Annotated in this window: 4 protein-coding genes; all 4 read right to left on the bottom strand. The window is 32.1% G+C overall.

Translation table 11 applies throughout. From position 1 onward, the window contains the following. The coding region (locus SOY52_RS11195) for a helix-turn-helix domain-containing protein (RefSeq protein ID WP_414429589.1) at nucleotides 1-92 on the bottom strand (92 nt) is incomplete at its 3' end. A gap of 313 nt (nucleotides 93-405) precedes the next feature. After that, entirely contained in the window at nucleotides 406-948 is a 543-nt protein-coding gene (locus tag SOY52_RS05250) for a hypothetical protein (RefSeq protein ID WP_320847926.1), read from the bottom strand. A 633-nt stretch (nucleotides 949-1581) separates the two neighbouring features. Beyond that, nucleotides 1582-2220 carry a helix-turn-helix transcriptional regulator gene (locus SOY52_RS05245; RefSeq protein ID WP_320847925.1) on the bottom strand — a complete coding sequence of 213 codons (639 nt, stop codon included), beginning with the start codon at nucleotides 2218-2220 and terminating at the stop codon, nucleotides 1582-1584. Next, the coding region (locus SOY52_RS05240) for a DUF3990 domain-containing protein (RefSeq protein WP_320847924.1) at nucleotides 2201-2760 on the bottom strand (560 nt) is incomplete at its 5' end. The genes SOY52_RS05240 and SOY52_RS05245, both read right to left, overlap by 20 nt.

The raw sequence follows: 2760 nt of genomic DNA, 5'->3' as shown, positions 1-2760 counted from the left end.
TAGTTTTGATAGGTGCGAAGGGGAATTCCTAGATATTTGGCACACTCTGCTTGGGTCAGTTTTTTATTTTTGCGATATTCTTTGAGTGTCATGTTACATCACCTCAATACTTAGTATACCCCAAATAAAAAAATATGTAAGTAAAATACGCAGAAATTGCGTGTTTTATAAAATTTTTTTTACGCAATAATAGCGTGTTTATGTATGATGAAAATACGCAAAACAATGCACCACTATCCTGAATCACTGCTATTGAGTGGAGAATTCATATAAAATTGTATCTACTTCATATACTTTGGCCATATTATGGGATATATAGTGATGGTCTGATGAGAGTGTACAACCTATCTTCATTGCCATAGCCGTTTTCTATTTCCTTATCTACTAATTCTTCAAGATTCAACATTAAAATACCTCTAATCTGAGAGTTTCCATTATCATTCTATTTTTTGGAAGTTCATCAGCATAATCCTGAATGTCCTGGATATTCAAGTCATAAACAATTCTTCTATAGTTGTTTAGAATTTCCTTGTAGTAATCAAACGGCATATTGTTCTTGTTTCGTATGAGTTCAAGTAACATCCTTTCTTTACTGTAGATTTTTATAAGGCCCCCGTCCTGTTCCATCTGGATAACACCTAGCTTCAAAGCCTTACTGTTCTCGTATTTCTGCACTATCCTCTTATCAGTAATTGTTGCTGCATCTTTATCAGTTACGAGGTAATACTTATTAGGGATTGTGTCGGTGAGATTGTGATAATAGAAAGCACTGTTCATGGTGAACACTGCTTCAGGATATTTAAGTGAAATCAAAGAAATTTCAGGTTCATGAGGTTTATCAGAATAAAACCCTTTTTCAATCTTATAAAGCTCTTCATTTTTGACAGCCTTATTGATCATATAGAGCGTTCCGTATTTTTCTTTGCATTCTTTGAAAGTATAAATCATGTTTGTAATTTATCCGTAAATTTTTATTTTTTACTGATATTTAGGTAAATTATACATTTAATCTCTTTATTTCTCAATGTCTATTTTGAGAATCTGATTTTCTCAAAGTTTCATTGTATATGATGAAAATACGCAAAACAATGCAACACTATCTGAATCACTGCTATTGCGTGGGGAATTCATATAAAATTGTATCTACTTCATATACTTTGGCCATATTGGGAGATATATAGCGATTTTCTGTTGAGAGTGTACAACCTATCTTCATTAGCTCTGCTATTGCAAGTAGTGATGAGTATTCACAAAGCAAGGTGTTACTACATATCCGCTTGCATCTACAATATCATATTCTTCCTCTTGAGGAAGATTAGGTCCAATTTACTTAATGGTATTTTCCTTGTTGTTACGACACCTAGCCGAGAAAATCCACGTGCTTCAGCCGTGGAATTACGTCAATCATAGGCGAAAAGCCTCCTTGAAAAGAATTTTGGGTTGACGTTACGAAAACTTTTCTTATCAAAGAGTGTCCGGGCATTATCCTTCTGTTTTCTTTATTAAAATGGTACCTTTCCCTAAGCAAATGATAAGTTTGTTTTTTTACTAAACAAGGTTTAACTATGGTGCGTTACGTTTTTAGGTGTTATCAAATTCCATTAAATCAAGAACTGAGCAATTTAATACTTTAGAAAGATTTATAATTGTTTCTGCACTTGCTTTGTTAATGTTCTTTTGTTTTTGTTCATATTGTTGAATAGTCCTAACAGGTACCTCTGATAGCTTAGATAATTCACTTTGAGATAGATTGGCATCAAGACGTAGTAATTTCAAATTAGAGAAGGGTTTTCTTGAATTATATAAAGCAAACATATGATCACAGAAGTGGCTTATATCCATTTCATGATATGGATTATACATATTTAGTATTTCTATTATGGAAATATACTTATTTATCTGAAGAAACTTAAGTCCACTGTACCACTGAAAATATGCTAAGGCCCAACCACACCAATATTCAGGGGATCTATCAAATATAGGATGAATATTATTAGCTTTAGTATCGTCATTTATTATATCAAGAGCAATTTCAACTCCTGACCTCCCTCCTAAAATTGAACTATCACCAGCTTCGAAATATGATGAAATATTTGAAAAAAGAAATTTATCATAGAATACTTCAAGAGGAATATTAAAATCATAAATAGCAACGTGAAACATTACTCCCATAAGAGTTTGTGCTCTTGGTAAATAGTTTTTATCGTAAGCGTGAATCATCTGCTTTAATCTCCTCATTAAGTATTTGGATAATATAAATATCGCTACGTTTTATTTTTTCTTGATCAAAGTATTGTCGCCTTGCGTTATGGTCTCTTTGTTCTTTTTTTAGATAGTATTCAGAAGAAAGTACTATTTCATTTCCTAAATAATGGAGCCTTTCAAATGCTTTTTTACTTTTTAAAACATATTGATCACCAAGACCACCTAATTTCATTGCATTTCCAAGCTGGCGTACAGATATAGCACCATTAATAAAATCTTGAGCAAATGAAAAATAACTATCATCTGCGCGATTTCCAATGATGATATCGAAACTTTTATATGGAGGAAGAAAGTTGTTCAGTAAATATTCTTTTGCCTCTTTTGCAAGAGGCGTGGTAGTGTCAAATATTCGATTTTCTAAAAGAATAGAAAGCCAGTGAAGAACTGAATAATTAGGACTATTTAAATTTAAGATAGTTAATTCATCATCGTTAATTTCATAGATATTTGCATATCCATTTTTGTCTCTTGATGCTCCCCATTCTTTTGCAAGAT

The organism is Bullifex sp. (assembly GCF_034103065.1).
Classification (GTDB): Bacteria; Spirochaetota; Spirochaetia; order Sphaerochaetales; family Sphaerochaetaceae; genus Bullifex.
This window is presented reverse-complemented; position numbering and strand designations above follow the sequence as displayed.